Below are 5,433 nucleotides of genomic sequence, written 5' to 3'. Positions count from 1 at the left end.
TCTATCTATTTATTTGGGTGGGAAACTTTAGTAATATTATAAATTCAGAAGTATGAGAAAGTTATTTTTATTAGTTTTTGCTTTATGTGTATGGAGTGTCTTTGCCGATGCTCAGGAGGGTGCGGGAAGATATATTGAGGTGACCGGTTCTTCTGAAATTGAAGTTGTTCCGGATGAAATTCATTTTTTGATTCAGATAAAAGAATATTGGCAAGAGGAGTTCGTTCCGAAATCCAAGCCGGAGGATTATAAAACAAAGGTTCCATTGGAATGGATTGAGAAGGATTTACGGCGGGTTTTGAGTAGAGCCGGAATCTCGGATGAGGCTATTCGTGTACAGGAAATAGGAGATTATTGGCGTCAGAAAGGAAAAGAGTTTCTGATAGGTAAGCAACTGGATATCCGGCTCACAGATTTTGAACAGATCAATACTATCATTAAGAAAGTTGATACGAGAGGCATTGAGTCTATGCGTATTGGAGAGTTGAAGCACAAGGATTTGCCGAATTATCGGAAGCAAGGTAAAATAGAAGCATTGAAAGCGGCTCGTGAAAAGGCCTCTTATCTTGTGGAAGCGATGGGACAAAAACTGGGTGAGGTCATTCGTATCGTCGAACCTGCTTCGAGCTATGTAAGTCCTTATACTCTTTTTCAGGCACAAAGTAATGTCAGTATGGGATCGGCTGCCACCGAGCAATATCGTGTTATCAAACTACGATACGAGATGACGGCCCGTTTTGCTATTGAATAATAATGAATGAGGCGAAAATACCCACAAGAAAGTATTTTCGCCTTTATGATTACTCATAAGAGAGTACTACAAAAAATACTGTCACAATCTTATTTATGGTAGTTTTAGCAGATAGACGTCATCAGGAGAAACGACTTGTCCGTCAGTATACAGTTTCCAGTCTGTGATTAGTCGGGTGGGGTAAGTACCGACAGAGCCTTCGTGCATATTTTTAATATAATATGGTTCCTGAATAAGCACTCCCGTAATAGAGTCTTCGGTTACTTTTTCGACTTTAAACCAAATATGTTCCAGGTTGGAATTGCCTTCTTCTTTAAATTCTTCGTCAACGGTTAAACTGATTTTTACGAGGGCTGAACTTCCTTCTTTTTGCAATCCTTCTATTAGATAAGAAAGTTGTTCATGAGCCATGGCATTTAATCTTTCTGTTTCTTTGTCTGTGAAAAACAAAAGGGGATTCTCCATCGCAGATTCTTTAATACTCGTGATAAGCGAGTATTTTTGTTTCTCATAGGCTTTCTCTGAATGATAGATAAAGATAATACTTGTATTTTGATTATGTGCTTCATCCCTGTCTTCTGCTCCACCCAATATGTTTTTCTTGTAGCTTTTAAGACCTTCTTCCCAAGAAACCCAAGTTATCATTATGGGCTGGTGATTGTCCAGCCATCCAAAGTGCAGATTTTCTTTTGTAGGAGGGAGAGAGCCTTCGCTAATCACGTAATTTACTAAATGGCTTAAAAGGTTGGTATAAAAATCATAGTTCTTTTTAGAAATTTCACCTATCAGTTCTAGTTCCGGGATACCGCAGCAGTTGAGTCCGTGAGTATGTAGCCAATAGCTGGATTTACTGAAAGGTAACCATTTATTTTTATCTTCGTAAACAGCATGAATAGTGTACAGGCAGTTTGGAGATGGAGGGGTGGTAGTAGCAGCGGCACACTTTGCCCATACAGGAGACAAAAGGGAGTAACTGTTGCAATTGAATATTCCGATTTGTTTGGGTACGAGCAGGCATATAATTTTCAATAGCAGGTGAACGGATGTTTGTGCATCTGTTGTATAGAGCATTGAGAATTTTATTCCATTTGTAGCCTGTTGCAACGTAGCTATATTTTCTGTAGAAAATTGTTGGACCATAGTGTCTTCCACAAAATGGTATTCATACCAGTCAACATCTATCGGATAAACTTCTTTTTTATATTCAATGTATAATGTTGGACAATCAATGATATCATTGTGACGTATGTCAACGACATTGAAGTCCGTAGCATTGGCTAATGGCTCCAATAGTTTTTCCCAATTCTTTGTATTACCGGCTTCCTGAGGAAGAATGGCTATGAGTTCGGCCATACTTTTCCGGAAATAATCTTTTGATGATCCTTCGCTTTCCATAAACAGATTTGTTTGTTACTATTCAATGAAGCAAATGTAATGAATTAAAATTAAAGTTTCGTTTATTGCAGATTCTTTTAATAACACATATTAAGTCAGATAATTTGCATCTTCTATCTCATACAATTATCTTTGCCCCACTATTCTGTTAAAAAACGATAGGGGAGAATGTATCATAAGAGAAAAATAAGAGCATACATAGCATGGATGTTATTCATAACATTCATTCCCTTCTTTGTAGTGAAAACCTTTCACTATCATGGAAGTGAAGATGAAACGTCATGCTCTCATACCGACCATTCCCGGAGTCATGCTGAGGATTGTGCGATATGTAAATACTCTCTTTCCCTATTTACAGAACCTCAATCAGTAGAATATCATTGCACATTAACGCTCGTTCCTTACGAGCCGATTATTTATCAGGATAAGGTTGTCTGCAAACGAACTTATTCGCATCATTTACGCGCGCCTCCCGCTACATAATTACATATTCAGATTTTCAAAGAAGACAAGTGCGCGGTAACTTGTCCTCACATTCATTTTACACATTATATAAAAGATTGTAATTGATGCGTATCGGAATTATTTCGGGCGTAATAGGGCTGTTTGTAACCTTATCCGTCCATGCACAAAAGTCCGATTCAATCAAGAGCATGCTTTTGCCTGATGTTGTTGTGACGGAGTCGTATCAGCAACGTCAAGCCAAAAAGTCTGCACTCACGGTTGAAGTGGTAGAACAGGAATTTTTGCGCAAACATTTTACGGGAAACTTCATGCAGGCAATGGAGAACATTCCCGGAGTACAAGCCATGGACATAGGTTCCGGCTTCTCTAAACCAATGATCAGGGGAATGGGATTCAACCGGATCGCCGTGCTGGAAAATGGAATCAAGCAGGAAGGGCAACAGTGGGGAGCCGATCACGGGCTAGAACTGGACGCCTTTAATATTGGGGCGGTCAATGTCTTGAAAGGTCCTTCCTCGTTACTTTACGGTAGTGATGCTATGGGCGGGGTGATTGATATAACCCCTCCTTTGATTCCTTCTGTGGATATGCTGTTTGGTGATGTTACTCTGTTGGGGAAGTCCGTCAACGGAACGCTTGCGGGTTCGTTGATGCTGGGTCTTAAAAAGAATGCCTGGTATGCGCAAATCCGTTATTCCGAACAACATTTCGGTGATTATCGTATTCCTGCGGATACCATTGTCTACCTGACTCAGAAGATGCCCGTTTATGGGCGTAAGCTGAAAAATACGGCAGGAATAGAACGTAACATCGGACTTTTCGCCCAATATCAGCGAAAGGGATATAGAGCGGACTATTCCGTAAGTAATGTCTATCAGAAGACAGGCTTCTTTCCGGGTGCACATGGTGTCCCCGACGCGTCGCGGGTAGAAGATGATGGGAACAGCAGGAATATTGAGCTGCCTTACAGCAAGGTCAATCATCTGAAAGTAACCACTCACCAGCAATATGCATGGGAGAAGTTAATCCTGTCGGGTGATTTGGGATTTCAGAATAATCATCGGGAAGAATGGAGTGCTTTTCATACCCATTACGGCTCGCAGCCTGTACCGGAGAAGAACCCTGACAAAGAACTGGCTTTTGATCTTAACACTTATAGTGCTTCGGTAAAAGCTCGTATTATAGGTTCTTCTTCATGGGAACATACGCTGGGGTGGGATGGCCAGCATCAGCAGAACGATATTTCCGGCTATTCATTCCTGTTGCCGGAATACCATCGTTCTACTACCGGATTGCTTTGGCTTACGACATATAGACCTGATAATGTTTGGTCTGTCAGTGGAGGTATGCGATATGATTATGGTTATATTGACATTTCCTCTCATGAGGACGTTTATCTGGCCGATTATCTTCGGAAACAAGGATATGATGAAGAACAGATAAACTTCTACAAGTGGAACAGCCATCCGGTAAAAAAGCATTTCGGCGACTATTCCTTTTCTTTGGGACTGGTATGGACACCCTCCGAACAACATATGGTAAAAGTGAACATCGGACGTAGCTTTCGACTACCGGGGGCCAATGAATTGGCTGCTAATGGAGTACATCACGGTACTTTTCGTCATGAGCAGGGAGATGCTTCTCTGAAATCCGAACAAGGATGGCAGATGGATGCTTCTTATAACCTGCGATATCACGGACTTTCTGTTTCCGTTTCTCCTTTTGTCAGTTGGTTCAGCAACTATATCTTTCTGCGTCCTACGGGCGAATGGTCAGTTCTGCCGCATGCAGGACAGATTTACCGCTATACAGGTGCCGAAGCACTGTTTGCCGGAACAGAAGCTACGATAGACATTGATCTTCCGTATCATTTCAATTACCGTATCTCCGGTGAATATGTTTATACCTACAACTGTGACGAGCATATACCGTTAAGTTTTTCTCCTCCGTTCGGGATGCGGAATACTCTGACATGGCAGAAGAAACGCTATATGTTTTATGCGGAATGGCAATCGATTGCCCGTCAGAATCGTGTAGACCGTAATGAAGACCGTACACCGAGCGCCAACCTGTTTCATTTGGGCGGCTCGCTGAATATTCCGGTAGGTGGGAATAACAAAATAGAAATAACCCTGACCGCCCGCAATATTTTCAATACGCGATATTACAATCATCTTAGTTTTTACAGGAAAGTAGAAATCCCGGAACCGGGACGCAATTTCCAATTATTAATCAAAATCCCATTTAAAAAATTACTGTAATGAAAACAAAACTTTACCTCCCGATAATCAGCCTTTTGGCTATGTCAGTGTTTGCATTTATATCTTGTGACGATTCAGATAGCGATACTACCAAACCGGTGATTGAATTGCACGAACCGGAAGAAGGACAGGAACTAAAAATAGGTGGCGAGAACGGAGTACATTTTGAAATGGACTTGTCGGATGACGTTATGTTAAAGTCTTACATGATAGAGATACATAGTAATTTCGATCACCATTCGCATGGGAAGAGCAGGGCCGTCGGTACGGGCGAAGCAACTGTTGATTTCAGTTTCAACAGGTCTTATGATATTTCCGGAAAGAAAACGGCGCATATTCATCACCACGATATTGTGATTCCGGTAAATGCTACTCCGGGTGATTATCATCTGATGGTTTATTGTACGGATGCCGCAGGAAATGAAGCTTATATTGCACGCAATATTGTTTTGAGCACTACCGCCGAAGAGGATGATCATCATCACGATGAGTAAATAAATACTTTCTTTATTCGTATAATTTTCTTTAAAAGGGGCTGTGTCAAAACTAAGGCACATCCCC

The 5,433-nt window shown here is 41.2% G+C and carries 5 protein-coding genes; 4 read left to right on the top strand and 1 reads right to left on the bottom strand.

The window, feature by feature from the left end; all coding sequences use genetic code 11:
- The first annotated feature begins 52 nt into the window (after window positions 1-52).
- Window positions 53-751 (top strand): SIMPL domain-containing protein, encoded by a 699-nt coding sequence (locus tag HMPREF2794_RS21440; RefSeq protein WP_010538679.1) that lies wholly within the window; start codon window positions 53-55, stop codon window positions 749-751.
- Between the two features lie 93 nt (window positions 752-844).
- On the opposite strand, the gene HMPREF2794_RS21435 is transcribed toward HMPREF2794_RS21440, so the two are convergent.
- On the bottom strand, window positions 845-2,146 hold the full coding sequence (locus HMPREF2794_RS21435; RefSeq protein ID WP_010538678.1) for a DUF4026 domain-containing protein: 1,302 nt from the start codon (window positions 2,144-2,146) through the stop codon (window positions 845-847).
- A 168-nt stretch (window positions 2,147-2,314) separates the two neighbouring features.
- On the opposite strand from HMPREF2794_RS21435, the gene HMPREF2794_RS30005 reads away from it, so the two are divergent.
- The 3 genes from HMPREF2794_RS30005 to HMPREF2794_RS21425 all read left to right on the top strand — a co-directional run bounded on the left by HMPREF2794_RS30005 (window position 2,315) and on the right by HMPREF2794_RS21425 (window position 5,366).
- Window positions 2,315-2,629 (top strand): hypothetical protein, encoded by a 315-nt coding sequence (locus HMPREF2794_RS30005; protein WP_032837139.1) that lies wholly within the window; start codon window positions 2,315-2,317, stop codon window positions 2,627-2,629.
- Window positions 2,630-2,715: 86 nt separating this feature from the next.
- Complete coding sequence (locus HMPREF2794_RS21430; RefSeq protein WP_010538677.1) at window positions 2,716-4,872, top strand: TonB-dependent receptor; 2,157 nt, start codon at window positions 2,716-2,718, stop codon at window positions 4,870-4,872.
- Window positions 4,872-5,366 (top strand): DUF4625 domain-containing protein, encoded by a 495-nt coding sequence (locus tag HMPREF2794_RS21425; protein WP_010538676.1) that lies wholly within the window; start codon window positions 4,872-4,874, stop codon window positions 5,364-5,366. Before HMPREF2794_RS21430 ends, HMPREF2794_RS21425 begins: the two co-directional genes overlap by 1 nt.
- Window positions 5,367-5,433: the final 67 nt, after the last annotated feature.

The organism is Bacteroides sp. HMSC067B03 (assembly GCF_001811315.1).
In the GTDB taxonomy this organism is placed as follows: Bacteria; Bacteroidota; Bacteroidia; order Bacteroidales; family Bacteroidaceae; genus Bacteroides; species Bacteroides faecis.
This window is presented reverse-complemented; position numbering and strand designations above follow the sequence as displayed.